Annotated in this window: 22 protein-coding genes; 4 read left to right on the top strand and 18 right to left on the bottom strand. The window is 64.2% G+C overall.

What is annotated here, in order from left to right:
* Window positions 1-733: SDR family NAD(P)-dependent oxidoreductase (locus tag VN856_RS03885; RefSeq protein WP_325686325.1), on the top strand; the 733-nt coding region annotated here is incomplete at its 5' end.
* A gap of 4 nt (window positions 734-737) precedes the next feature.
* On the opposite strand, the gene VN856_RS03880 is transcribed toward VN856_RS03885, so the two are convergent.
* The 9 genes from VN856_RS03880 to VN856_RS03840 all read right to left on the bottom strand — a co-directional run bounded on the left by VN856_RS03880 (window position 738) and on the right by VN856_RS03840 (window position 10,723).
* A complete protein-coding gene (locus VN856_RS03880) occupies window positions 738-3,176 on the bottom strand; it encodes a CoA transferase (RefSeq protein ID WP_325686323.1) in 2,439 nt (812 codons plus the stop codon).
* A 3-nt stretch (window positions 3,177-3,179) separates the two neighbouring features.
* A complete protein-coding gene (locus tag VN856_RS03875; RefSeq protein ID WP_325686321.1) occupies window positions 3,180-4,133 on the bottom strand; it encodes an enoyl-CoA hydratase/isomerase family protein in 954 nt (317 codons plus the stop codon).
* 2 nt (window positions 4,134-4,135) lie between these two features.
* A complete protein-coding gene (locus VN856_RS03870; protein WP_325686319.1) occupies window positions 4,136-5,266 on the bottom strand; it encodes a M24 family metallopeptidase in 1,131 nt (376 codons plus the stop codon).
* A 1-nt stretch (window position 5,267) separates the two neighbouring features.
* A complete protein-coding gene (locus VN856_RS03865) occupies window positions 5,268-6,506 on the bottom strand; it encodes a Xaa-Pro peptidase family protein (RefSeq protein WP_325686317.1) in 1,239 nt (412 codons plus the stop codon).
* 9 nt (window positions 6,507-6,515) lie between these two features.
* The gene (locus VN856_RS03860) at window positions 6,516-7,577 is read right to left on the bottom strand and encodes an amidohydrolase family protein (protein WP_325686327.1); all 1,062 of its coding nucleotides are present in this window, start codon (window positions 7,575-7,577) and stop codon (window positions 6,516-6,518) included.
* Between the two features lie 178 nt (window positions 7,578-7,755).
* Window positions 7,756-9,000 (bottom strand): cytochrome P450, encoded by a 1,245-nt coding sequence (locus VN856_RS03855; RefSeq protein ID WP_325686315.1) that lies wholly within the window; start codon window positions 8,998-9,000, stop codon window positions 7,756-7,758.
* Between the two features lie 3 nt (window positions 9,001-9,003).
* A complete protein-coding gene (locus tag VN856_RS03850; RefSeq protein WP_325686313.1) occupies window positions 9,004-9,198 on the bottom strand; it encodes a ferredoxin in 195 nt (64 codons plus the stop codon).
* Between the two features lie 11 nt (window positions 9,199-9,209).
* Window positions 9,210-9,863, bottom strand: coding sequence for a TetR/AcrR family transcriptional regulator (locus tag VN856_RS03845; protein WP_325686311.1), 654 nt, complete (start codon window positions 9,861-9,863; stop codon window positions 9,210-9,212).
* Window positions 9,864-9,907: 44 nt separating this feature from the next.
* Complete coding sequence (locus tag VN856_RS03840; protein WP_325686309.1) at window positions 9,908-10,723, bottom strand: SDR family oxidoreductase; 816 nt, start codon at window positions 10,721-10,723, stop codon at window positions 9,908-9,910.
* Window positions 10,724-10,960: 237 nt separating this feature from the next.
* Between VN856_RS03840 and pstS (VN856_RS03835) the strand changes: the two genes are divergently transcribed.
* From pstS (VN856_RS03835) to pstA, 3 genes are read left to right on the top strand one after another with little or no spacing between them, the layout of a single operon-like run.
* The gene (gene pstS, locus VN856_RS03835; protein ID WP_325686307.1) at window positions 10,961-12,079 is read left to right on the top strand and encodes a phosphate ABC transporter substrate-binding protein PstS; all 1,119 of its coding nucleotides are present in this window, start codon (window positions 10,961-10,963) and stop codon (window positions 12,077-12,079) included.
* Window positions 12,080-12,091: 12 nt separating this feature from the next.
* On the top strand, window positions 12,092-13,060 hold the full coding sequence (gene pstC / locus VN856_RS03830; RefSeq protein ID WP_325686305.1) for a phosphate ABC transporter permease subunit PstC: 969 nt from the start codon (window positions 12,092-12,094) through the stop codon (window positions 13,058-13,060).
* The gene (gene pstA / locus VN856_RS03825; protein WP_325686303.1) at window positions 13,057-13,962 is read left to right on the top strand and encodes a phosphate ABC transporter permease PstA; all 906 of its coding nucleotides are present in this window, start codon (window positions 13,057-13,059) and stop codon (window positions 13,960-13,962) included. Before pstC ends, pstA begins: the two co-directional genes overlap by 4 nt.
* Before the next feature lie 12 nt (window positions 13,963-13,974).
* Here the strand turns inward: pstA and VN856_RS03820 are convergent, their stop codons facing one another.
* The 9 genes from VN856_RS03820 to VN856_RS03780 all read right to left on the bottom strand — a co-directional run.
* A complete protein-coding gene (locus VN856_RS03820; RefSeq protein ID WP_325686301.1) occupies window positions 13,975-15,912 on the bottom strand; it encodes a serine/threonine-protein kinase PknD in 1,938 nt (645 codons plus the stop codon).
* A 13-nt stretch (window positions 15,913-15,925) separates the two neighbouring features.
* Window positions 15,926-17,065 carry a phosphate ABC transporter substrate-binding protein PstS gene (gene pstS, locus VN856_RS03815; RefSeq protein WP_414686859.1) on the bottom strand — a complete coding sequence of 380 codons (1,140 nt, stop codon included), beginning with the start codon at window positions 17,063-17,065 and terminating at the stop codon, window positions 15,926-15,928.
* Window positions 17,066-17,137: 72 nt separating this feature from the next.
* On the bottom strand, window positions 17,138-17,965 hold the full coding sequence (locus tag VN856_RS03810) for an alpha/beta fold hydrolase (RefSeq protein WP_325686297.1): 828 nt from the start codon (window positions 17,963-17,965) through the stop codon (window positions 17,138-17,140).
* A gap of 10 nt (window positions 17,966-17,975) precedes the next feature.
* Window positions 17,976-18,965, bottom strand: coding sequence for a cyclase family protein (locus VN856_RS03805; protein ID WP_325686295.1), 990 nt, complete (start codon window positions 18,963-18,965; stop codon window positions 17,976-17,978).
* Window positions 18,953-19,783: a coniferyl-alcohol dehydrogenase gene (locus VN856_RS03800; RefSeq protein WP_325686293.1), complete on the bottom strand. Its 831-nt coding sequence runs from the start codon at window positions 19,781-19,783 to the stop codon at window positions 18,953-18,955. The genes VN856_RS03805 and VN856_RS03800 overlap by 13 nt, the downstream gene beginning before the upstream one ends.
* Window positions 19,784-19,789: 6 nt before the next feature.
* Window positions 19,790-21,091, bottom strand: coding sequence for an LLM class flavin-dependent oxidoreductase (locus tag VN856_RS03795; protein WP_325686291.1), 1,302 nt, complete (start codon window positions 21,089-21,091; stop codon window positions 19,790-19,792).
* Window positions 21,088-22,821, bottom strand: coding sequence for an FAD-binding protein (locus tag VN856_RS03790; RefSeq protein WP_325686289.1), 1,734 nt, complete (start codon window positions 22,819-22,821; stop codon window positions 21,088-21,090). The genes VN856_RS03795 and VN856_RS03790 overlap by 4 nt, the downstream gene beginning before the upstream one ends.
* Window positions 22,818-23,738 (bottom strand): 3-carboxyethylcatechol 2,3-dioxygenase, encoded by a 921-nt coding sequence (locus VN856_RS03785; RefSeq protein ID WP_325686286.1) that lies wholly within the window; start codon window positions 23,736-23,738, stop codon window positions 22,818-22,820. Before VN856_RS03785 ends, VN856_RS03790 begins: the two co-directional genes overlap by 4 nt.
* Window positions 23,686-24,832: FAD-dependent monooxygenase (locus VN856_RS03780; protein WP_325686284.1), on the bottom strand; the 1,147-nt coding region annotated here is incomplete at its 5' end. The genes VN856_RS03780 and VN856_RS03785, both read right to left, overlap by 53 nt.

The following is a 24,832-nucleotide window of genomic DNA, read 5'->3' as shown; positions in this document are numbered from 1 at the left end:
AAGTCGGGGAGCGCGTGTCGTACTGGCCGATGTCGATAAGCCGTCGCTGGAGCAGGCGGTCGCGCACTTGCAGGCCCAGGGGTTCGAAGCGCACGGCGTGATGTGTGACGTCAGGTATCTCAAGGAGATGATCAACCTGGCCGATGAGGCGTTTCGTCTTCTCGGTCAGGTCGACGTGGTCTTCAGCAATGCCGGCATCGTGGTCGCAGGCCCGATCGCGCAGATGACGCACGACGACTGGCGCTGGGTTATCGACATCGACCTGTGGGGCTCGATTCATGCCGTCGAGGCGTTTTTACCCAGGTTGCTCAAGCAGGGCACCGGCGGCCACGTCGCCTTCACCGCGTCGTTCGCCGGCCTGATGCCCAACGTCGGCCTCGGCGCCTACAGCGTCGCGAAGTACGGCGTCGTGGGTCTGGCCGAGAATCTGGCCCGTGAGGTCAAAGACCACGGAATCGGTGTATCGGTGCTTTGCCCGATGGTCGTGGAGACCAAGCTGCTCTCGAACTCCGAACGCATCATGGGCGCCGACTACGGGTTGTCGGCGACGAGCACTCCGGCGCAACCGGACACCTTGAACGTCAACGAGGTAGCCCGCCTGACCGTCGACGCGATTGCGGCCAATCGCCTCTACGTGCTGCCCCATTCGGCCGCCCGTGCATCAATCCGCCGCAGATTCGATCGCATCGACCAGACCTTCGAGGACCAGGCCGGCGACGGATGGCGTCACTAAGTAGTCACCCGGTCGCGGCCCTGCGCGCATAGCCGGGCGCTCGGCCGATGACGCCGTCGGCTTCCAACACAGCGATCTCGTCTTCGCTCAACCCGAGTTCGGCCAACAGCTCGTCGTTGTGCTCGCCGAGTAACGGCGCAGGGCTCAGATGGAACCGATCAGGACCGGCGGAAAACCGCACCGGCAGCGTGCTGTGTGGCACGCTCTCGTTCACCGGATGGCCGACATCTTCGAAGAAGCCCCGAAATTGCAGCTGCGGGATCTCGGTTTGGCGATGCGGCTGCATCACCTTACCCACCGGAACGCCGACAGCCCATAGGCATTCGACGATATCGTCGCCACCCCGGTCCTCGCACCACGTGCTCAGCCGCTCGTCGATGAAGTCGTGGGAATCTCGGCGCCCCGCTGCAGTCGACAGCTTCTCGTCCAGCGCCCACTGCGGCCGGCCCAGCGCCTCGCACAACCCGGCCCACTGCTCGTCATCGGCGACGGCGATGGCAACCCAACTGTCGAGACGCCCGAATTCGTCGACATCGGCTGTGCGGTAAAGGTTCTGCGGCGCGGCCGCCGGTCCCCGATTGCCGGCGCGCTGCAGCAGCTCCCCGTAGGCGGAGTATTCGATGACCTGTTCGGCGGCGATGTTGAGCGCCGCGTCGATCATCGCGGCCTCGATCATGACGCCTTGCCCGGTGGAGCGCCGGAATTCCAGAGCGAGCAGCAGTGCATTGGCCGCATGTATGCCGGCATTCGGGTCGCCGATGGAGTAGGGCTCGTAAGGGTTGCGGTCCGGGTAGCCGGTCAGCCAGCTCACCCCGGATGCGGCCTCGATGACATAGGCGAATGCCGGGTTGTCCCGCCAGGGTCCGTCCAGGCCGAATCCCGGCATCCTCAGCAGGATCGCGTCGGGCCGTATCGCCTGGACCGCCGCGAAGTCCAGGCCGATCTGGTCCAGCACCCGGGGGGTGAAATTCTCGACGATCACATCGGAGGTTGCAATAAAGCGGCGCAACACGTCTCGGCCTGCGGAGGTCTGCAGGTCGAGGGTCAACCCTTTCTTATTGGTGTTCAGCGCCGAGAAGATCGGCGACTTCTCCCACCACTGGTGCTCGGTGACCGGGATGCCGGCGATCAGTCGGGTACCGTCCGGCTTGCGGGTGGACTCAAGGTGGATCACGTCAGCCCCGAGCATTGCAAGGAGATGCGTACAGCTCGGGCCGGCCCAGAATGTGGTCATGTCCAGCACCCGTAGACCCTGGAAAGGCAGCCGGTCCGTGACTCCGGAGGGTGTCGGCCGCTTCGGCACCAACAGCGGAGACTGTCGATACTGTGCGGTGTGCTCGCCGAGCCGCGGGGCCGGTTGCGGCGGAAGGAGTTTCGCGGGCTCCATCCGGTACGGATGGCCCGGCTGCTGGAACCCGTCTCGAGGGTTGGCGACAAATGAGCGCCGGTGCTGGAACTGTTCCAGCTCGGTGATGTTGGCGCCGTTGGCGACCGGCGCGTTGGGTATCCGAAACGCGGAGGCCAAGTCGCGGATATCGCCGGCGTCCTGGCTCTCGAACCACGAATAGATCGCGGCGGCCTTCTCGTTGGCCATCTCGGTGATCGACAGCGGTGAGTCCTCGTCGATCCAGTCTTGGCGGCCGATCATCGCGCACAGGTCGAACCACTGCTGCGCAGTGCCGCATCCCACGTCCACCAAACCGTCTTTGGCACGTGCGATCCCCGGCACGGTGATCTTGCGGGCGTCCCGCCACGGCCGCCCGAGCATCTCGAAAAAGGTTACGGGGTAATAGGTCAGGCCAAGAATCTGCGCCTCGAGCATCGAGAGGTCGAGGAGCTCACCCGCACCGGTCTCGATCTGGCGCAAGCGGGACGCCAGGGTCACGACGCTGGCGTAAGCGCCCGCCAGATAGTCTCCGACCTGGCCGCCGACGAATACCGGTGCGCGATCGGCAGATCCGCGACCCAGCCCGACAATGCCGCCCGACCACGCCTGCAGGGTGAACTCGGTGGCCGGCCGGTCACACCATGGGCCGTCCAGCCCGAACGGGGTGATCGATGTGACGATCAGGTGCGGATGCGAACGACGCATCGCATCCGGCGTGAATGCGGGGGCATCGACCACCGAGGAACTGCGTGACCACACCACCGCGTCCGCGGCGGCCAGTAGGTCGTTGATGAGGTCGGCGTCGCCGTCGATGCCCGGGTCGGCGACAACGCTGTGCTTGGAGCCGGCCAGGAATCCGAACAGGGCTCCGTCACTGCCATTTTCGATGCGGGTGCCGGACGCCGACCAGCCGCGCAACGGATCACCTTGCGGCGACTCGACTTTGATCACCCCAGCGCCCCCGTCGGCCAGCAGCTTGGTGCAGTAGGCACCGGCGATGCCGGTGGACAGCTCGACCACGGTGTAACCGTGCAGGGGGCCAGCGTCTGGCGCCACGGCCTAGTCCTTCTTCGCCCGGCCGGATTTACTCAACCGGAAGTCGGGCGGAAACTTGGCGTCGTTGTCTCTCACCGAATCGGCGAGCCCACTCTCGATGGCGTCGCCGAGCATCATGTCGTCACCGTCGGGGGCCACCAGGCCGCCCATGGACTCGAAGAGGGCGCTGAGCATGCTGCCCATGTACTCGCCTTGGTGCTGCTTGATCATCTCGAAGAACGCCTTCTGCATGAAGATGGTGTCGGTCGGACGATTTCGTGCGCAGGAGATCGCGTACTTGTCGACCTCGGCCTCCAGTTGATCGCGCGGCACCACCTTGTTCAGGAAGTTGCACTGAAACATCTCGTCGGCGGTGAAAGGCCTTCCGGTGAAGACCATTTCCTGAAACTTGCGCAAACCCATGGTCTGGACCCATGTCCACATCCGTGGTCCCCAGCCGTAGTAACGGAACGACGGATGGCCGAACAGCGTGTCATCGCCGGCGATCACCAGGTCGGCGTCAGCGGCCTGATAGAAGTGCCACCCGTAGCAGTAGCCTTTGGCCTCGACGATGCTGATCTTCTTGAACTCCTGCAGCGACCGGTTGCCGGCCTGCGAGTTCGCGTACCACGAGCCGATTGTCGCGCCGTGCCGAAACGATCCCTTGGGCGGATACCGAATATCGCCGTCGCTGAGCTTGAGCTCGGCGAGCCGAAACGCCGGCGAGTCAGCGCCTTCCATCACCTCGGGAAGGTCTGCGCCACTGCCGAAATCGTCGCCGACGCCGCGAATGACCACCACCCTGACGTCGTCATCGACGTTGGCGCCATGCAGCAGGTCGGCATAACGAAGTCGGGCCGCCGTGGTCGGCGCGTTGAGGAACTCGGGGCGATTGAAGGTGATCGTGGCGATCTTGGTCTTCGGGTCCTTGTCGTAGAGGATGATCTCCTCCGGCGATGGCCGCGCGCTCTCAGCCATTGTCAGGCGCCAACCGCGACGTTGGCCGAGGGGCTTGATGTCAAGACCTCGGGACCGTCGGGGGTGATCAACACCGCCTCTCGCCCGAACACGGCGCCGACGCCCGATTGCCAGACATATCCGGTGACCGCCAGCACCATCCCAGGCTCCAGCCGTTCCTCGGCAGCCGTCGCCGGCAGGTGCTGAGAGACGACGGGTGGGTCGAATCCCAGACCCAGCCCCCGCGCGATGGGCATCGGCGGCAGTTCTTCACCGGCGGCCTGGTAGGCGCCAAGTAGGTCGATGGCCGGCGCACCTGGTTGACAGGCTTCATACAGCCTGTCCCACAGCGCATCCCACCGTCTATAGAGTTCACCTGCGCCGTTGAGTTCGCCGACCGGCCAGGTGCGGCCGACCTCGCCGGTGTAGCCGCCGTCGAGCACACCAGCGGAGAACGCCACCAAGTCGCCTTCTTGGACCAATCCGTCAGGATTGGCCCGACGCCATGGGTGCTCGCGGGATGTCACCCACGCCGCGTCTTGCGTGGACGGGGTGCTCACTCCGCCTGCGGCCATCGCCTCCAACAGCACACCGGCCAAGGTCTTCTCGCTGATTCCCGGCCGCAGCTCGGCGACGGCCGCGGCCAAGCCCAGCTCGGCCACCCGGATCGCCTCGCGTAGCGCCGTCACTTCCTCAGGCGTCTTGATCCGCCGGGCCGCCCGCATCGCCAGCTCACCGTCGACCAGCTCGGCATTCGGAAAAGCCGTCGGCAGCAGCTGCGCGAACCCCGGTGAAAGCGCGTCGGTGCCAACGCGTTTCGCTGTTGCCGCCCCCTCGATGCGTTGTAAGTTGGCGATGGTGTTCATCGGGTTCCAGGCGATGCCGTAGAGGTTCTCGTGCGGGATGTCGTCCGGCACGCCCTCGTCCCAGGTGCTGAGCAGATGGATTGCCCCGGTCTCCCGCACAATCACACACGTCGGCCCAAACGGCCTCGTGCCGGCTACCCACAACTGCGGTGTGCCGGATACATAACGGACGTTCGCCTGGCGGCCGAGTACCAGCACGTCGAGATCGTGCTTTTCCATTTGCGCCAAGGCGCGTTCGCGACGACCGGTGCGCAACGCGCGGTCGTCGGCGAGAACCTCGGTTCCCATGTCAGTGTTCTCCGTATGGGGCATAGGGGTAGTCGGTCAGCCGGATATGCCCGTCCTCGGTGATGACGATGATCTCTTCACTGCGGTAACCGCCGGTGCCTTCCTCCCACACCACCGGCTCGAGGACCATCACCATGCCCGGCTCGAGGATGAAGTTCTCGTCGAACTCGTCGCCGAGATCGGTTCCGATCATGGGTGTTTCGGCCGCGTTCACACCGATGCTGTGCCCGAGGTAGAAGTGCGGCAGCCACGGCCGGGCGCCCCCGTTGGCTTTCGTCGCCGCCCTGCCCAAGTCTGCCACGGAGGCACCGGCCCGCACCACGCTGAGCACCGCGTCCATGATCTCTTGCCATTTGTGGTACTGCGCGTGCTGCCGAGGCGTCGGCTCGTCGCCCACCACCCAGGTCCGGCCGAAGTCGGAACAGTAGCCCTGGTACGTGATGCTGACGTCGGTCCACAGCACATCACCGGCGGCGAGTTCGCGCTCAGTTGTCAACAGCGGCAACGCCAGATCCCCGTGGGTGGTCCACACCCCGTCGGCTTTGTACTTGGGCATCACCTGCCAGATCGGCTCGAGCATGCTGGCCATCGCGCCCAGTTCGAAGGCACGGCGCATGAAGCTTGCGGACAAGTCGATCTGACGAATTCCCGGCGCCAGCGCGGCCTGCACGTCCACCATCGCCGCGTCGGTGATCCGCACCGCGGCGCGGATGCAGGCCACTTCGTCGGGGGTCTTGATGAGCTTGGCCGCGCCGACGATCTGAGCGGCGTCGACCGGCCGTCCCGACCGAAACAGCCGCGGCTGCGCGCGCCGCATCGCACCGGTGAGCTCGTCGACCGCGATCACGGCCGCGGCCGGCACCAGCTCTTCGATCTCCCGCGCGAAGTTCTCCACGCCCTCGTCGAATTCCAGATACACCGGACCGTGCAGATGATCTGCGGGCAAGCCCGATTCGGACGCGGAACCTTCCCGGAAGGGCAGGAACAGATGCGGGTGCGGATCGTCGGCGAGCACAACCGCGACTGGTCGCTCGACATAGGACAACCCGGCATCGCCCAGTGGCCAGCTCACCCCGGTCGCATACACGACACTGTTGTTGCCCAGCAGGATCAGCGCATCCACACCGCGATCGGCCATCGCCGAACGCAGCCGCGCACCGGTCTCGCGACGCATCCGCTCGATATCCGGTCTCTCCGGAATATCGTGTGCAGACGTCAACGCAGGTAGGAACGTCGTCATCGAAGTGGCCTACAGCCCCAAGAACTCGGTGATGTTGCCGCTGACGATGCGTGTGGCCGCCTGCGGGCCGACCGCGTCGACGACCGCGGCAAGCGACTTCTCCGAATAGCCGAAGGTGCTTTCGTTGTGCGGGTAATCGCTGGACCACATCACCTTGTCGATGCCGATCTGGTCGATCAGCTGCAGTCCGAGCGGGTCGACCATGAACGATGCGCTCATGTGGGTGTCCCAGTAGTAGCGCACGTCGTGCTCGAGCGGCCGATTGAACATGTGCTGGTAGGACGCGACGAGATGCTCGGCATCCTGCAAAGCCCATGGCACCCAGGCGATTCCACCTTCGAACCAGCCGATCCGGAGGCTGGGATGGTCGTCGAGGATCCCGGTGAAGAGATACTTGGCGAACTGTTCGCGGAATCCGTCGATGTTGATCATCATGCCGACAACGACGCTGTTGAACTCACACGGACTCTTCGGCGGCGTCTCGCCGATGTGGTGAGTGATCGGAAGCCCGGCGGCCTCGATCTCATCCCACACCGGCCTCATGCTGGTGCTGCCGTAGTCGATCGGCTTGTCGTCGTCGTCCTTGCCTGGGTTCAGCGGCAGTAAAAACGTCTTGAGGCCAAGAGACTTCAGTTCGGCCAGTGTCTTTTTGGTGCCTTCGGGATCCCACCAGTTGATCAGTCCCGCACCGTAGAAGTGCCCGTTGGACTGCTCCTGCAATTCGGCCATGTACTCGTTGTAGATGCGGAATGCCAGCTCCCGAAGTTTCTTGTCGGGATAGTGGAAGAGCGCCAGGATGGCGTTGGGGAACGCGAGTTCCTTCTCGACACCGTCCTCACGGAGTTCCTGGATCCGGGCCTCAATGTTGGTGCTCGCCGCACCGGGCAGGTCGTCGTACTGCATCAGGACGGCGCTGAAATCGCCCGGCAGAAACGACTGCCCCTTGCGTCCGACTTGGTAGGCGCCGTCCTCGTACCAGATTCGCGGCGCCTTGTCTTTCAGGTCTTCCGGGAAACGCTGATAGAAGATGTCGTCGGCCAGCGAGATGTGGTTGTCCGCCGAGAAGACCACCGTGCCTTCGGGCAGGCCGGTGTTGGTGCCGTTGGCGTGACCGTGCCGATTCTTGGGCGCGCCAAAGCCTCCCGGCGGGTACAGCGAAACGGTGCTTGTTTGAGGCGACATCAGTGGCCCTCCATTCGGATCCAGACTTCTTCGACAGTAGTTCTCTCGGATCGGCTGGTGACGGGATTCACCAGGTCACCGGTAGTTCGTAGACGCCGTATGCGAGCCGGTCGTGTTTGAGCGGCACGTCGTCGATCGGCACGGCGAGTTCCAGGGTGGGCACGCGGTGAAACAACGTGTGGAAGACGATCTGCAGTTCGGCGCGCGCCAGCTGCTGACCGACGCACTGGTGCCGTCCGTAGCCGAACGCGACGTGCTGGCCGGCACCCGAGCGATGCAGGTAAAGCAGGTCGGGTTCGGTGAATTCCTTGGGGTCCCAGTTCGCCGGCGCGTTGTCGATGATGATGCCTTCTCCGGCCCGGATGACAACGCCCGCGATGTCGATGTCCTCTGCGGCGACGCGGCGCTGGCCGTTTTGGATGATCGACAGGTAGCGCAGCAGTTCCTCGACGGCGTTGGCAACGACTTTCGGGTCGTCGGTCTCTCGCAGCACCGCCGCCTGGTCGGGGTGCTGCAGCAGGGCCAGTACGCCCAGGCCGATCATGTTGGCGGTGGTTTCGTGTCCGGCGATCAGCAGCCCGGTGCCGAGTTGCGCGGCTTCCTTGACGGTGAGCTCGCCTGCCTTGACCCGCTCGGCCAGGTCCGACACCGCGTCTTCGGCCGGGTTTTCCATCTTGGCTTCGACCAGCTGGGCAAGATATTTGTGCAGGCTCATCGCGCCCTTGACGGTGTCTTCTCCGGTCGCGTAACGCGCCAGCCCGACGTTGGCGTGGTGCTGGAACATCTCGGCGTCTTCGTAGGGCACGCCGAGCAGCTGACTGATCACCAGCGAGGGCACCGGGAGCGCCAGCGCGCTGATGATCTCGCCGGGCTTGGGCCCGGCCAGCATCGCGTCGATGGCGTCGTCGGTGATCTGCTGGATCGCGGGCCGCAGACCTTCAACCCGCTTGAAGGTGAAGGGTTTGGACAGCATCCGCCGAAATCGGGTGTGCTCTTCGGCGTCGGCGGTGAAGACCGATCTGGGCCGCTTGTGCACCGTGGACAGCATGCCCTCGTTCCAGTGCGGGAAGCCGGGCCGCCGGTCGTCGACGCTGACGCGAGGATCGGAGAACAGTGTGCGCGCCTCTTCGTAGCCGGTGATGAGCCACGGGGTGCTGCCGTCCCAGATCTTGACTCGGGACATCGGCCGCACTCCGGCCAGCTCCATCACTTCGGGCGGCGGGGCGAACGGGCAGCCGCTGGCACGTGCCATCGGATAGTCGGGGGCGTCAGAGATCACCTCGGTTGTCGTGCCGGTGAGGGTGTCGGACACTTCTCACTCCTCGATGTGGATGGCTAGTGCGGGGCAACCAGCCTCGGCCTTGCGGGCGTTGTCGGCCTGCTCGGCGGGCGGGTTCTCGTCGAGCACGACGACGACGCCGTCATCGTCGCGCTGATCGAAGATTTCCGGCGCATGCATCACACAGTTTCCGGACGATGCGCATTTGTCTTGGTCCACTGAAACTTTCATCATCAACTTCTTCACTCGTGCGGCGTCACCGGCGCCAGCCAAAGTCCGACGACCGCGTCGATGAGACGGGTTCCGGCGGTCTGCCAGGACGTCCATGGCGCGGATGCGCCTGCGGCCAAAGCCCGTTCACGATCGGCGCAGGTGTGGACCAGCAGATTGCGGGCCATCAGGTTGCGTTCCACCCGAACGTCGATCGGGAGTTCGGGAAGACACCGGTTTATCCCGTCGATCACCTGCACCAGCGATTCGGATGACAGCGCGTCTTTGACGACGATGTTGTAGTACGCAGGATCGGTCATCACCTGCGCGGCAAAGCGTGCGTACCAGCTGGGGTTGCCCAGCGCCGACAAATGATCGGTCAGTGGGCGGACCAGGCACGCGACCCAACTCCGGGTGTCCTCGGATTTCAGCGTCCGCGCGACCATGTCTTCCCGAAGGCGTTCGATGGGCTCCCGGTGCCGTTGTTCGATGGCCCGCACCAGGTCGGTTTTGGTGCCGAAGTGATAGCCGACCGCGGCATTGTTGCCTTGTCCGGCAGCCTCGCTGACCTGCCGATTGGAGACGGCGAACACGCCGTGTTCGGCGAATAGCCGTTCGGCGGCGGTCAGGATCGCCTCCTGAGTGGTGCTGGCCCGATCACTGCGTGCGGCCCTCGCGGTGGTCACCCGGCTAGTCAACGCCCTGCCTTCAATTAAGTCAAGCGATTGATTTAATTTTTCGATTCGTTGCGCCGGCGAATCGCTTTTCCGGCGGCCGTCCCACCGTCGACGCGCATCACGGTGCCCGTCACATATCGAGACCTGTCGCCGGCCAGGTACAGTGCGGCCTCGGCCACGTCCTCGGGCGTGCCTTCCCGCTGCAAGGGACGGTCAGCGCGCATCTGCGCGCGGATCGTCTGCTCGAAACGTTCGAGTTCTTCACCGGTCTTGCCCGAATTCGACGATGCCAGAATCGGTGTGGGTATGCTGCCCGGCGCGATCGCGTTAACTCGTACGTCGAAGTGCGCCAACTCGATTGCGGCGGACTTGGTGAACATGATGACCGCCGCCTTAGAGGCGCGATAGGTCATCACACCGCCCCCGGCCTGGATGCCGCCGATCGACGACATGTTGATGATCGACCCGCCGCCGCTGGTCGCCATCTGGCGAGCGGCGTCGCGGGTACCGGCCATCACGCCCAGGACATTGACCGACATGACGCGCTGGAAGTCGGCCAGGTCGTCGTCGAGAAAGCTGCGGTGCATCTTGCTCGAGACTCCGGCGTTGTTCACCATGACGTCGAGCCGGCCGAAGGTCTCGACGGCTCCCGCGACCAGCGCACCGATGTGTTCGGGGTTCGAGACGTCGGCCGACCTAAACACCACGTCGCCGCCCAGTCTGCCGGCCAGCTCTTCACCACGATCACGCTCAACGTCGGCGATCACCACTCGCGCGCCCTCCGACAAGAACTTCTCGACGATTCCGGCGCCGATACCGGAAGCACCTCCGGTGACGATCGCGACCTTGTCGATCAGTTCATTGACCATGTCAATGAGTTAATCGGCGCAACGTTGGTTAAGTCAAGCGATTGATTTAGAACGTCCACAGCCGGCTCCTAAACGCCGATGCTACGTTCGGCTCGGTGAGCCGGTTTGTTTACTTCGAATCCTCCCGGCGTTGGCCAAGAACAGCCACGCTTCCGTATGTCGGGACCGTGTTGTGGCCCGTCCTGCCTCGTGGCGCAGTTTAAGTAGCTATCCGCCCGACCGTTCAAAGGAACTGATTTGAGATTCAACCGATTTGGCGCCGCAGTGGGCGTGCTGGCTACCAGTGCGCTCCTGCTGTCCGCGTGTGGAAACAACAACACCACCAATGAAGGCGGTGCGACGTCCGGTGCATCTTCGTCGAAGGCGAACGTGAGCTGCGGCGGGAAGCACACGCTGAAGGCCAGCGGGTCCACCGCCCAGGCAAACGCGATGGCGCGCTTCGTCAACGCATTCGAGCAGGCGTGCTCAGGTCAAACCCTGAACTACACGGCGAACGGCTCAGGCGCAGGGATCAATGAATTCGTCGGCAACCAAACCGATTTCGGTGGATCGGACGTGGCGCTGAGCGACGACGAACACGCCAAAGCGCAGCAGCGGTGCGGGTCGTCCGCATGGGATCTGCCGGTGGTGTTCGGGCCGATCGCGGTGACCTACAACGTCACCGGCGTGACCTCGCTGAACCTGGACGGACCGACCACGGCGAAGATCTTCAACGGCACCATCAAGACGTGGAATGACCCCGCGATCACCGCGCTCAATGCAGGCACCACCCTCCCCGATCTGCCGATCCACGTGGTGTTCCGCAGCGACCAGTCCGGAACAACGGACAATTTCCAGCAGTACCTCGACGGCGCATCCGACGGTGCGTGGGGCAAGGGCCATGGCAAGTCGTTCAACGGCGGCATCGGTGAAGGCGCCAAGGGCAACGACGGCACCTCGGCGGCCATCAAGAACACTCCTGGGTCGATCACCTATAACGAATGGTCGTTCGCCCAGGCCCAGAAGCTCAATGAGGCAAAGATCGTCACCGCCGCAGGTCCCGATCCCGTTGCGATCAGCGCTGATTCAGTCGGCAAGACGATCGCCGGGGCAAAGATCAAGGGGCAGGGCAACGACCTGATCCTGGACACGCTGTCGTTCTACAAGCCCACGCAATCGGGCGCGTACCCGATCGTGTTGGCAACGTATGAGGTTGTCTGTTCAAAGTATTCGGACAGCCAGGTCGGCACGGCCGTCAAGGCGTTCCTGCAGGCGACCATCGGGCCCGGCCAGAATGGCTTGGCGGACAACGGATACATCCCGATCCCCGACGCCTTCAAGTCGAGCCTGTCAACCGCGGTCAACGCCATCGCTTGATCAAGGGCCATCATGTCCACCGCGACAGTGCCCGCGCGCAGCGCCGGCGAGGGAGCTAAGGCACCTGCGGGCGACCGGCTTTTCAAGTCGGCCGCCGCCCTTGCCGCTTCGACGATCACCATCGTTATCGGGCTGATCGCGATATTCCTGCTGATCCATGCGATTCCAGCGCTGCGCGCGAACCACGCGAATTTCTTCACCAGCGCGCAGTTCAATACCGTCGACAGCACCAAGATGGCGTTCGGCATCCGCGACCTGTTCATGGTGACGCTGCTGAGTTCACTGTGGGCGATGGCATTGGCCGTGCCGATCGCGATCGGCATCGCGGTGTTTTTGACCCAGTACGCGCCGCCGCGGCTGTCGCGGACCTTCGGGGCAATCGTCGATCTGCTCGCCGCAGTGCCGTCGATTGTCTTCGGGCTCTGGGGAATCTTCGTGCTGGCACCACAACTCGAGCCGATCGAGTCATTGCTCAATCGAGAGCTGGGTTGGTTCTTTCTGTTCAAGGCCGGCGACGTGTCACTGGCCGGTGGCGGCAATATCTTCACGGCGGGCGTTGTGCTCGCGGTAATGGTCCTGCCCATCATCACGTCGGTGTCGCGGGAAGTGTTCCGGCAGACGCCGATTAGCCACACCGAAGCCGCACAAGCCCTGGGTGCGACGAAATGGGAAGTGGTGAGGATGACGGTGCTGCCGTACGGCCGCAGCGGTGCCGTCGCCGCGTCGATGCTCGGGCTCGGCCGCGCACTGGGCGAAACCGTGGCCGTGCTGATCATCCTGCGTGCGTCGGCTTCTGCCGGTCATTGGTCTCTGTTCGACGGTGGCTACACCTTCGCATCGAAAATTGCGTCTGCGGCAAGTGAATTCAGTGAACCACTGCCCACCGGCGCCTATATCTCGGCTGGATTCGTGCTGTTCGTCCTCACCTTCCTCGTCAACGCGGTCGCCCGCGGGATCGTCGGAAGGGCGGTCAAGGTATGAGCGCGCCCACACTCGATTTGCCGGTCAAAACCGCGGCGGTCCAGCCGATCAGTCTCAGCCGGCGAATCAAGAACAAGATCGCGGCAACATTTTTCCTGGTCTCGTTCGGTATCGCGTTGGTACCGCTGATCTGGGTGCTGTGGATTGTCGTCCAACGGGGCGGGTACGCGATCACCCGGCCCGGATGGTGGAGCCACTCGCTACGCGGTGTGCTGCCAGAGCAGTTCTCCGGCGGGGTGTATCACGCCCTGTACGGCACCGTGGTGCAGGCCGCGGTCGCAGCGATCATCGCTGTGCCACTGGGATTCATGACCGCGGTGTACCTGGCCGAGTACCGATCTGGCCGGCTGGCCAAATTCACCACCTTCATGGTCGACGTGCTCGCCGGACTGCCCTCGATCGTGGCGGCGCTGTTCATCTTCAGCCTGTGGATCGCCACCATGGGATTCGAGCAGAGCGCCTTCGCGGTGTCACTCGCGCTGGTCCTGCTGATGTTGCCGGTCGTGGTGCGATCGACCGAGGAGATGCTCAGGCTGGTGCCTCAAGATCTGCGAGAAGCCGGCTACGCCTTGGGAATTCCCAAGTGGAAAACGATCATGCGGATCGTCGTCCCTATCGCGATGCCGGGCATCATCACCGGCGTGTTGCTGTCGATCGCGCGGGTGATGGGCGAAACCGCCCCGGTGTTGGTGCTGGTCGGTTACAGCCGGTCGATCAACTTCGACATCTTCAACGGCAACATGGCGTCTCTACCGTTGTTGATCTACTCCGAACTCAACAACCCCGAACACGCCGGCTTCCTGAGGGTTTGGGGAGCAGCACTGACACTGATCATCGTGGTGGCGATGGTGTACCTGGCGGCCGCGCTGGCCAACCGGCTGATCGCCATCCGGCGCCGTTGAACCGGTCCGGAGCTATCCCGTACATCCGGCGACCCGGAGCTTGACCACCCTGTCGTTGCCGCGATCGGCAATGTACACGTTGCCGTCCTTGTCCAGCGCCAGCTGCAGCGGAGTGTTGAGGCCGTTGAGCGCCAACGGAGTTGGGGCATTCGAGCCCGGGGGCAGTTTCAATACCTGATTGTTATCGTGCTCGCTGACATAGACGTTGCCCGCGCCGTCCACGACGACGCCCCACGGCACCGTGAGCCCGGCGATCGGCAGGCGTGTCTGTTCGTTGGAGCCGGCATCCAGCTTCACCACTCTGTTGTTGTCGGAGTCGGTGACGTACACGTTGCCGGCGCCGTCGACCGCAACGCCATCGGGGTTGTTCAGACCGGTGAACGGCAGAACGGTCGGGGTGTTGGTGCCGACCGGCAATTTCACCACCCGGTCGTTCCCGCGGTCGGCGACATATACGCTGCCGGCGGAGTCGACCGCGAGCCCTTCGGGATAGCTCAAGCCGGTAAAGGGAAGCTGCGTTTGGTTGTTCGAGCCGGCGGCCATCTTCACGACCCGGTGGTTGAAGTCGGTGACATACACCGCGCCCGCCACGTCAACGGCGACCGCCTGCGGCTGGTACAGGCCGGTGAACGGCAACACTGTCGGGGTGTCCGACCCCGGTGTCAACTTCACCACCCGGCCGTACATGCCCTGGTTGGTGACGTACACGACACCGGCGGAATCCACAGCCACCCCGCCGGGTGACAGGCGGAAGTTGAGTCCGTTGAACGGCAGCACATTCTGTCCGCAGGACTCGGCGGCCGGTCCACCGTGCGGGCGCACCACATATCCGAATACGGCGACGAGCAGCACCGCAACAGCGCCGATGATCATCCACAGCCTGCGCCGGTCGCGCCGTTGCGGCGGAGGGGAACTGAAGTCGGGTTGCCGGGTGGCGTTCTGCCGACCGGGTAGCGAACCGCCGGAGTGATGACCCCAACCGCCGGCACCGGCGGGCGGTGCAGACCAACTTCTCGCACCCGCGGCGGCCACCGCGGGACGAGCCATGGTGTGTGCGTTGGCCGCATCCTCACCGTGCTGCAAAATGCTTTCAGCCTGGTGCTGCTCGGAGACGGTCAGCGCGTGCAAAGCGGCGTTGGCCAATTCGCCGGCACTGCGGTAACGATCCTCGGGATTCTTGGCCATTCCCTGGGCGATCACCTGATCGAGGGCCGCCGGAACCTTCCCTGGGCGCAACTGGCTGGGCCGCGGGGCAGGCTCCATCAGATGCGCGGCAACCAACCGCTCGATGCTGTCGGCGCGGAAAGGCGGTGCCCCGCTGAGACATTCACCAAGAACGCATGCCAGCGAATAGATGTCGGAGCGATAGGTGACTTCATGGTCACTGAAACGCTCGGGGGCCATGTACTTGTACGTTCCCAGCGTCATACCGGCTTGGGTCAATCCGGGGTCGGCGTCGGCACGGGCAATGCCGAAATCCAAGAGGTAAGCGAAATCATCGCCGGTGATCAGGATGTTCTCTGGCTTCACGTCGCGGTGGGTAACGCCGCCGGCGTGCGCGGCGTCCAGCGCAGCGGCGACCTGTCGCACGATGGCCACCGCACGTGGCGGACTCATCGGCCCGGTCCGTTTCAGCAGGGTGGCCAAGTTGTCGCCGTCGATCAGGCGCATGTCCAGATAGAGCTGCCCATTGATCTCGCCGTAATCGTGTATGGGCACCACATGCGGCTCGGTCAATCTTCCGGCCGCACCGGCCTCGCGCTGCATCCGGGCACGGAACATCGGGTCGTCCGAGAAGTCCGGCGATATGAGCTTCAGCGCCACCACCCGGCCCTTGCGGGTGTCCTCTGCTTCGTAGACCTCCCCCATCCCGCCACGTCCCAGCAGGCGCATCAGCCGGTAGGGCCCGAACCACGAGCCGACCCGTGCGCCCGGTTGACTGCCGATCATCGTCGACGCTCCATCATGAGATCTCGTTCACGGCCGCGGACAGCTTCGTTTGAAACGAGCTCGGCATGGGGATGTATCCGTATTGATCCAAGCCGTCCTGGCCGGCTCCAATTGTGGCTTGCATGAACGCTTTTACCGCCGCACCCGTCGCGGAATCCGGGTACTTCGAGCAAACGATTTCATACGTGGCGAGCACGATCGGATAGGCGCCGGCCTGCGACGGCTTATAGAACGACGACGTGTCAACCACCAGATCGTTGCCTTGACCGGCGAATTTCGCCCCGGCGATCGTCTTGCCGACCGAGTCAGGCGTGATCGTCACCGGGTCCGGGCCGGCCGATGTGAGGATCTGGGCCATGCTCAACTGGTGGCCCACCGCAAACGACCATTCGTTGTAAGTGATTGACCCGTCGGTCGCCCGCAGAGCTGTCGAGGTCCCTTCATTACCGCTCGCGCCCTGGCCAACCCCACCGTCGAACGTCTCGTCGGTGCCTTTGCCCCAGGTGCCGTCGGATGCGGCAGCAAGATACTTCTGAAAGTTGTACGTGGTGCCCGACTTGTCGTCGCGGAACACCACGTGGATCGGCGTTGCGGGCAGGTTGACGTCAGCGTTGAGCGCCTTGATGGCCGGGTCGTTCCAGTCCTTGATGCTGCCGTTGAAGATCTTCGCCGTGGTCGGCCCGTCCAGATTCAGCGAGGTCACCCCGGCCACGTTGTAGGTGACCGCGATCGGGCCGAACACCGCGGGCAGATCCCAGGCGGGTGATCCGCAACGCTGCTGGGCCCGGTCGGGCTCGCCCTTCGCCGGGTCCAGCGGCTTGTCGGTGCCGGCCAGATCGGTTTCGTTGTCGACGAACTGCTGCACACCGGCGCCCGACCCGTTTGCGTTGTAATCCAACGTGGAGCCCGGGCAGGCGCGGATGAAGGCGTAGACGAACTGCTCGATCGCGTTCTCCTGCGCGGTTGAACCGCTGGCCTGCAGCTTCTTCTTACCGCCGCAGGTGACGGGTACCGCCGGTGGGCCGGGCGCGGATGTCGAGGTGCTGCTGCTGCTGCCACACGCCGATAGCGCCAGGGCGCCCGTGACCAGCAAGCTCAGCGCCGCGAGATATCGGTTGGCCTTCACAAAGGCTCCTCTCGACGGCGGGCACATCGTTAACAGCAAACAGCGCCGAGCTTAATAAAAGATTAATGCCCGCTTTGTGCCAGCTTTGCGTGTGACCGCTCAGCCCTCGACAGAGGCCAGAAAGTCCAGCAAAAGCGCGTTTGTGTCGGCGGGCTGCTCGATCTGCGGGCAATGCCCCGCAGCATCGATGACGGCCGATCGTCCCTTCGGAAGCTGATCAGCGATCTCCTTCGCCCAGCCGGGCGGAAGCAGTTTGTCGCAGGCACCCTCGACTACCAGTGCCGGAACCGTGACGCGCTGATAGGCCCGCTTGCTCGACGGCGCTGGCGGCGGTGCCGCGCCGGGCCGCCGGAACCGTGCCGCGGCGAGCGCCTCCCACGCGCCGGGGGCGATGCTGGATTCATAGCGGCGCTCGACGTAGGCCTCGTCGGCTGGATATTTCGGATCGTGGAAGAGCGCCTCGACGATTCGGCGCATGGCCGGCACCGTCGCGTCGTAGTCGTACAGCGCCTCCATGTGCTGGTTGCGCTGAATTTCGCCGCCGCCGCAAATGGCCACCAGACTGCGCAGCGGCAGCAGCGGAGACTCCGACGTGGCGTCGACGAGCAAGTTGATTGCACCCATCGAGTTGCCGACGAAATGTGCCGAGCCGACACCCAGCGTCTCGCAGAACCGGGCGATGTGGCGAATCCGCATGCCACGGCCGTCGTTGAAGTCGATGACCTTGGCCGACTGGCCGAAACCCAACATGTCGGGCGCCAACACTCGATAGCGCTCCGCGAGCGCGGGTATCGTTGCTTCCCAGCCGATTTCGGCGCTGATCCCGAATTCACCACCGTGCAGCAGAACCACTGGATCACCGTGACCGGCCTCCAGGTAGCTAGTGGAAAGCCCGTCGATCAACACCGTTCTGCCGTGAATCTGCACGCCCGTGCTCCTACTTGATCGCGATGGGATTCACCGGAGAACCCACCGCACCGACGAACCTCAGCGGCGGTGCGATGAGCTGGAACTCGTACACTCCGTCGGCAGCGCAGTCTGCTGCTAAAGCGTTGAGATCCCAGTACTCGCCGAGCATCAACCCCATATCACGCAGGCACAGCATGTGCATCGGCAGCATTGTTCCCTTGACACCGGATACCGGGTCTTCGACCATCAGGTTGTCGGCGGCCACCGCCGCGATGTCATGGTCGTGCAGCCAGGACGCGCACTGCCAGTCCAATCCAGACCCGGGTTCGCTGCCGTTGCCGGTCTCTAAAAACCTTGCCCACCAACCCGTTCTGACCAGAACGATGTCGCCGCGACCGACCGTGACTCCCTGCGCCCGCGCCACGTCGTCGAGCTCTGCGGGTGTGACCGGGTTGCCGAGTTTCAGGAAGGTCTCGACACCGCGGTACCGCACCACATCGAGAAGCACCCCTCGCGAGGTGATGCCCTTGCCGTCGACCTTGTCGATGCCGCAGTAGGGCGCACCGAAGCTGGTCACCGAGTCGGCCGGAAAGCCGTTGTACAGCTTTTCCTCGTAGTAGACGTGTGAAAGCGCGTCCCATTGGGTGGCGCATTGCAGCGGCATGATGATCATGTCGTCGTTGAAGCGGAACAGATCGTCCTGGAAGTATTTTCCCATTTCCTGGGCACCGGGATTGGCGGCCCAATCCGGCCCGAATCTGGGCAGCGAGTGCGCGTCGCCGCCGTCTACCGTCATCACGTGAATCGGGTTGTGCCGGAACTTGAATGATCCCTGAGGGCCAGACGATCCGAAGTCCACGCCCAACGGAAAGACTTTGCCGTGCTTGACCAGAGCGGCCGCTTCGGCGATCTTGTCCGCCGTGATGAAGTTCAGGGTCCCGAGCTCGTCGGAGTCTCCCCAGCGTCCCCAGTTGGATACCTCGCCGGCCACCCGGCGGAAGTCGGTCAGGCTGGCCACAGTGCTCGCCCTTCTTCGAGTTCGCGCGCGGTGGCGGCGCCGAGATTGCCACCGTCGACCCACAGTACCTGGCCTGAAATATAGCTGGCGGCTTGGCTATTCAGGAACACCAGAACCGCCGCCTGCTCGTCAGGACCGGAGACCCGACCCAGCGGTTTGGGGATGTCATCGAGAAAGCCCTGACCGTACGCGCCACGCAGTTGGTCGAGAATCGGCGTCTCGGTGACACCGGGCCCGGTGCAGTTGATCCGAATACCCCGGCCACCGAGTGCTACGGTCTTGCTCATGGTGTACAGGATGATCGCTTCCTTGGACAGCCGGTAGCCCCCGTCGGCCAAAGCGTCGGGATGACGGTGACACCACTCGATGCCCTCGGACATCGTCGTGGTGTTCAACAGCCCACCGACTACCTGCTGATGCTCCCGGTACTCCTTTGCCGCAAGCGAAGACACGCTCGCGATGGACGATCCGGCCGGCATCTTCTCCAACAGCGCCTCGGTGGCGTGTCGCAGCCCGAGGAAGTTGATCGTGAGGACCAGCAATGGATCGCCGATCCCGGACGAGACGCCGGCGATGTTGAACAGCGCATCGACCTGTCCACCAACCGAACTCACGGCGGCATCGATCGATGCCGGGTCGGTCAGGTCGACGGTGTAAAACTCCGCGATGTCTTCGCTCGGAACCTGTTTGTCGAATCCGACGACATAGGCACCTAACTCGGTGAGCTGGCGCACCACATGCGCGCCGATGCCCGACGCGCACCCGGTGACTACGGCACGGCGACCGTCATAGCGCAGCAGCTCGTCGACCTGTCCCAACGACGACTACTTCTTCTCGTCTTTGAGACGTTGAGCCGCCTGCACACGGCCCTCGTTGATCTCGGCCATCGCCTCGGGAATCTCACTCGCGGTGAACTTTCCGCCGCGTCCGGTGGGCAAGCCACCAAACGAGTAGCTCTCGTCGAACTTCGGCGCGGTCGGCTCGGGCCGGCGCGACTCGATCTTCTCGACGACCGGCGCCAACCGCTTGGCCTTCTCGGCCACCGCCTTCTCGTCACGCTCGATGAACTCCGGCAGCACCTCTTTGCCCATCAGCTCGATAGACTCCATTGTGCCTTCGTGACTGCGCGGGTTGAGCAGCAGGATGATCTCGTCGACGCCGCTCTCCTCGTAACCCCGCAGGAACTCACGGACGGTGGCCGGCGAGCCGATCGCGCCGCGGCCGGGTCCGTAGGCCAGTGTCGGATCCTTCTCGCACTCTTCGAGATAGCGCTTCCACACGCCGGTACGTCCCGGCGTGTGCACGCCGGTCATGTAATAGTGCATGATCCCGAAGGAGAAGAACCCACCGCCCATCCCGAGTCGTTGCACGGCCTGCTCGTCAGTCTTGGCGACCATCATGGACAGGTCGCCACCGATCGCGAGGATGTTCGGGTTGATCGCGGGGGTGATCGGCACGCCGCTCTCCTCGAGCTCCTTGTAGTAGCCGTTCACCCGTTCGGTCAGCGGACCGGGGCCGGTGTAGGCGAAACTCAATGCCCCGATGCACTTTTGGGCGGCCATCTGGACCGAAGCCGGCCGGGTGCAGGCGACCCACACCGGCGGATGTGGCTTCTGCAGCGGCTTCGGGACGACGTTGCGGGCCGGCATCTGGATGTGTTCGCCCTTGAATCCGGTGAAGGGCTCCTCGATCATGCAGCGGATCGAGACCTCCAGGGCCTCCTCCCACTGTGCCCGCTTGTCGGCGGGGTCGATGTTGAAGCCGCCGAGCTCCCCGATCGAGGACGATTCGCCGGTGCCGAATTCCACTCGGCCGTCTGATATCAGATCCAGGGTGGCGATCCGCTCGGCGACCCGGGCGGGATGGTTGACCGCAGGTGGCAGGTGCATGATGCCGAATCCCAGCCGGATGTCCTTGGTCCGCTGACTGGCCGCAGCCAGGAACATCTCCGGAGCGGTGGAGTGGCAGTACTCCTCCAGGAAATGGTGTTCGGTCAGCCAGACGGTGGAGAAGCCGGCCTTGTCGGCCGCCTCGACCTCGTCGAGACACTCCTTGAGCAGTACGTGCTCGTCGTCGTCCGACCACGGGCGCGGTAGCGCGAATTCGTAGAACAGTGAGATTTTCAACTGGTACCTCCCGGAGCAATTGATTGAGTTGAGCTTTCGCTGACGAGGTGTTTGGCCGCGACGTAGCCGAAGGTCATGGCGGGACCGATGGTGGCGCCGGCGCCGGCATAGCTGCGGCCCATGACCGCTGCCGTGGTGTTGCCTACCGCGTACAGGCCGCGCACGACGGTGTCATCGGCGCGCAGCACCCGTGCGTGTTCATCGGTGCGCAGACCACCCGAGGTGCCTAGATCGCCGAGAACCATCCGGAACGCGTAGTAGGGCGGCTTACCCAGCGGATGCAAGTTGGGGTTGGGCAGAGTGGGGTCTCCGTAGTAATTGTCGTAGACGCTGTCACCTCTGTTGAAATCGTCGTCGTGACCGTTGCCCGCCAGCTCGTTGAAACGTGTTGCCGTGCTGTCCAGTTGCGCAGGCGGGACTCCGATCTTGGCCGCGAGGTCATCCCAGCTATTCGCCGCCTTGACCACACCGGACTCCAGCCAGGCTTTCGGGATCTTGCGTCCGGTGGGCACCGGGGCGAAGGGGATCTTGGGTATCGGCAGATGACCTGCGACTACATAGTTCAGGAATGATCGATGGTCGGTGATGAGCCAGCACGGGATGTGAGTGACGCCCGATTTCTGGCCCTCGATCATCGCGTGGCCGAAGTCCATGTAGGGCGCCGCCTCATTGATGAACCGCTTTCCGTCGCCGTTGACGATGAACTGGGACGGCATCATGCGCTCGTTAAGCATGAATTGCATGCGGCCATCCGGCCATTGGATCGCCGGAAACCACCAGGCCTCGTCGAGCATGTCTGCGGCGGCGCCGACCTGCTGGCCGGCCCGGATCCCGTCGCCGGTGGCCGCCGGGTTGCCGAAGCTCCAGTCCTGATCCACGACCGGCTGGTGCTCTTTGCGCCAGGCCATGTCGTGGTCGAAGCCACCAGTCGCCATGATCACGCCTCGCCGGGCGCAGATCCGATGGAGCACATTGTCTTTCACGACGACCGCGCCGGTTACCGATCCGTCGTTGTCGGTGATCAGCTGCGTCATCGGCGTGTCCAGCCAGAGCGGAATGCCGCGGTCCTTCATCGCCAGCCGCATGCGTGCAGCCAGCGACTGCCCGATAGCCGCCATCCGGTCGCCGAAGACCCGGGCCCTGATCATCCGCCACACCAGCTTCACCAACACGCCCTTACCGGCCCATGACTGGCGCACCTGGTAGAACGAGCGAAGTTCTTTGGGTCCCAGCCAGATTCCGCGCGGCGCCAGTGCCAACGGTGCCAGCAGGTGCTGCTCCTCGTCAGCCAGCGTGCGCAGATCGATAGGGGGAACGTTGATCGTGCTGCCGAGTTCGGAACCGCCGGGAAGTTCGGGGTAGTAGTCGGCATATCCTGGCTTCCAGACGAACTCGAACCAGGGGCTGAGCTTCTCGAGAAACTCCATCATCTCCGGCGCCGCGTCGACGTACTGCCGAATTCGCGCCTCACTGACCAAGCCGTCGGTGATGCGCCGTAGGTAGTCAACGACGCCGTCGGGCGGCGGCGTGTAGCCGGCCCGTCGTTGCGCCGGCGCTCCAGGTACCCAGATGCCGCCACCGGACAGCGCGGTGGAACCGCCGAAGTGGCTGGACTTTTCGATGACCAGCGTGTTGAGGCCGGAGGCTTGGGCGGCCAACGCCGCCGTCATGCCGCCGCCTCCAGAACCGATGACCAGGACATCGACGACGGTGTCGAACGTGTCACTCATGCCGCCGGCACCGCCGTCCTGACCGCGAAGCCGGCGATCAACTCGGGAGCCGGCTTGTAGTAGCGCACGCCGGTCTCATACGGTCCGGCGGCGGCTAGTGCCGCGAAAGCGGCTACCCAGGTGCGGATTTCGTGCGCGGAGTTGCCGCCGTTACCGGCGATGAAGGCGTTCGACCACTTGTCCAACTCGTCGAGATGACCGCTGTCGATGATCTCCAGGAATTGTTTGTCGAAGTCAGGGTTGAGCGGCTGGAGGTCGCTCTCGCCGCCGGCGAACTTCTTGGCTGCCTCCATCACCGCGGTCTGCCGCGCCGATCGCTGCTCCGGGGTCATCGGACGGCCGTGCACGATCCGCTCGACGATCTGAGGCGTCGCGGTCGCCAGGGTCGGGACCGGCGGATCATGCGACAGCCCACCGGATCCCACCACCAAGACCCGCTTGCTCAGGGTGGCCAGGTAGCTGCCGACTGCTGTGCCGAGCGTGTGACAGCGATGCAGCGGACCCAGCGGGGTGGCGACCGAGTTGATGAAGATCGGAATCACCGGCTTCGCCGTCGCGGTGCCGAACAACTTCTCCAGCGGTTGAACGGTGCCGTGATCGACGTCCATGTGCGCCGAGATGGCGATGTCGACGCCGGCCGACAGCACCGCTTTCGCGCAGGCGACAGCGGTGGCCTCGGGGACGTCGAGCGGGCCGCCGTGGGTGCCGTAGTCGCCGACTCCCTGCGCGTCGGTGCCGATGCAGAACGGCGGCATCGTCCGGTAGAAGAAGCCATTGTAGTGGTCGGGGGCAAAGATGACGACGAGCTCCGGGTCGAAGTCCGTGACGAAATCCCTTGCCTGCGTGAGCGCGCCGCCGATGTCATCAAGAAGGTCCTGTGACGGCCCGGGCAGATTGAGCAGTGGGCTGTGGGACATGCAGCACAGGGCTATGGGCACTTTGAAAATCACCGCCTCCCGGTGTCAAAGTGAGGACCTCGAAGAGCGAGGCACTCACGTCGGGGGCGAGCTGAGCGATACACGCGCCCGCGATGCAGCGATCGGGGCGCAGGAACAGCACGGATTCCTGGTGAGCGTCGAACCAGGCCTTGAGCTCACCGGTCCGGTCGCCGACAACAGTCACGTCGGGATCGTCATCGCCGTCCCAGTGCAGCTGGGTCAATGGCCGGGCGGCGACGAGCTTGGCGCCCAGCGCCTGCCAATCCGCAAATGCCTTGGCGCCGAGAATTTCCCGCGGATTGTTGTTCCAGCACATGACGGCGAACCAGCCGCCGACAACGTCGTCGAACAGCACGTTCTGCTGCTCTCGGGTATCCACCCGGGGTTGGACGAACAGTGTCCCGACCGGCGAATCGTCTCGCCGCGGTTCGGGGTGCACGACGGCGCCCTGCTCGTATCGCGGCATCGGCTTGAATCGCATCTCGAGCACATATCGCTTGAGCGACGGCACAATCGACGCGGACCGCACCAACAGGTCCCGAGCCGCGGCGACCCGCCGGTTGGTCGGCGAGATGACGCGACCCACCATCGTCGACAGGTCGATCATCGCCCGGGCATGCTTGCGACGTTCGACGTCGTAGGTGTCGAGCAACGCGTCTTCGGCGTAGCCGTTCACCACGGCGGCAAGCTTCCAGCCCAGATTCGCCGCGTCGCGGATTCCGCTGTTGTAACCCTGCCCCTGCCACACCGGCATCAGGTGCGCGGCGTCACCGGCCAGCAGCAGGCGGCCGCGGCGGAATGCGCCGGCGATCCGAGAGTGATGGGTGTACAGCCGGTGCCGGATCACGTCGACGCGGTCGGGATGCGGCACCATCGACGCCAGCATCCGGGTGAGGAAGGCTGGATCTTCGGCCTGCTCATCGGTCTCGTCGGCGTGAATCATGAACTCGAACCGGCGAATTCCGTGCGCGATCGAGATCGAGGCATAGGGGCGTGCCGGGTCGGCGCCGACTTCACTGTTGGGATGGCCGAGCGGATCGTTGGCGATGTCGACGACCAGCCAGCGGGTCGGC

This window comes from Mycobacterium sp. (assembly GCF_035603715.1).
Taxonomy (GTDB): Bacteria; Actinomycetota; Actinomycetes; order Mycobacteriales; family Mycobacteriaceae; genus Mycobacterium.
Note: the sequence above shows the minus strand (reverse complement) of the source record. Positions and strands in the feature narration are given on the sequence as shown.